The sequence below is a fragment of the Propioniciclava soli genome (genome assembly GCF_014858005.1).
Taxonomy (GTDB): Bacteria; Actinomycetota; Actinomycetes; order Propionibacteriales; family Propionibacteriaceae; genus Propioniciclava; species Propioniciclava soli.
In genome coordinates, this window is sequence record NZ_JACYOT010000046.1 from 1 (window position 1) to 1,269 (window position 1,269).

Here is a 1,269-nt window from a genome sequence, read left to right on the forward strand (position 1 = left end):
GATAGTGCCCCGCTGAGTGGTGGGCTTTCGAGGGATCCTCGGTGTCACGCCTCGCCGTCGGTGATGGCGGCGATGGGTTCATTATCGCGGTCGGGGTAGAGCAAAGCCATGGATCCTTCGGACAGGTAGCGGCGTTCGTCGGTGACCCATTCATCGTTGGTGTCAGCGAGGATCATCCCAACCAGTCGGATGACGGAGGCCTCGTTGGGGAAGATCCCGACGACCCGGGCCCGGCGTTTGATCTCCTTGTTCAACCGCTCGAGGGGGTTGGTTGACCAGATCTTGCGCCAGTGCACGCGGGGGAACGTGTTGAACGCGAGCACCTCGGCTTTGGCGTCGTCCATGTGGGGTGCGATCTTCGGCAGCCGGGCGGCGAGCTGGTCGCGTACCTGGTCCCAGGTGGTGCTCATCGACTCGGGGTCGGGTTGGGCGAAGATCGTGCGGAACACGGCCGCGACCATGTCCATCTGCGCCTTGGGCACCAGCGCGAGCAGGTTACGGGCGTAGTGCACGCGGCAGCGTTGATGACCGGCTCCTTGGAAGCAGCGCCTGATCGCAGCGACCAGGCCCGCGTGTTGGTCGCTGATCACCAACCGCACCCCACCCAGGCCGCGGCCCTTCAACGCGGTGAGGAAGCCGCGCCAGAACACCTCGTCCTCGCTGTCCCCGACGTCGAGTCCGAGGATCTCGCGGCGGCCGTCGGCGGTGACCGCGGTGGCGACGACCACCGCTTTGGAGGTGACCAGCCGGTCGTCGCGCACGTGCAGGTAGGTGGCGTCCAGGAAGACGTAGGGGTACTCGATGGCATCCAGCCTGCGGGTGCGGAACTTGCCGACCTCCTCGTCGAGGGCGGCACAGATGCGCGATACCTCTGATTTGCTGATCCCGGTGCCTCCGAGGGCTTGGATCAGGTCGTCGACGGCACGGGTAGAAACCCCGTTCACCCACGCCTCCATGACGACCGCGTAGAGGGCCTGGTCGATGCGGCGGCGTGGTTCCAACACTGAGGGGAAGAACGAACCCTTCCGCAGTTTCGGGATGCCGACCTCGACGGTGCCAGCCTTGGTCATCAACTCCCGCCAGCGGACACCGTTGCGTTCGGTGACGCGTTCGGGAGTGCGTTCGTAGCGGTCGGCGCCGATCACGGCGCTGGCTTCAGATTCGATCAACTCCTGCAACACGATCCGCACGGACTCGCGGACCAGATCGACTCCCTCCCCGGAACGAAACGCCTCAAACAGGTCGGACACGGCAGACTGGATGTGGGCC

The 1,269-nt window shown here is 65.4% G+C and carries 1 protein-coding gene; it reads right to left on the reverse strand.

Translation table 11 applies throughout. From position 1 onward, the window contains the following. Nucleotides 1-44 precede the first annotated feature (44 nt). The gene (locus IFY26_RS17515; RefSeq protein WP_232550293.1) at nucleotides 45-1,262 is read right to left on the reverse strand and encodes an IS256 family transposase; all 1,218 of its coding nucleotides are present in this window, start codon (nucleotides 1,260-1,262) and stop codon (nucleotides 45-47) included. Nucleotides 1,263-1,269: the final 7 nt, after the last annotated feature.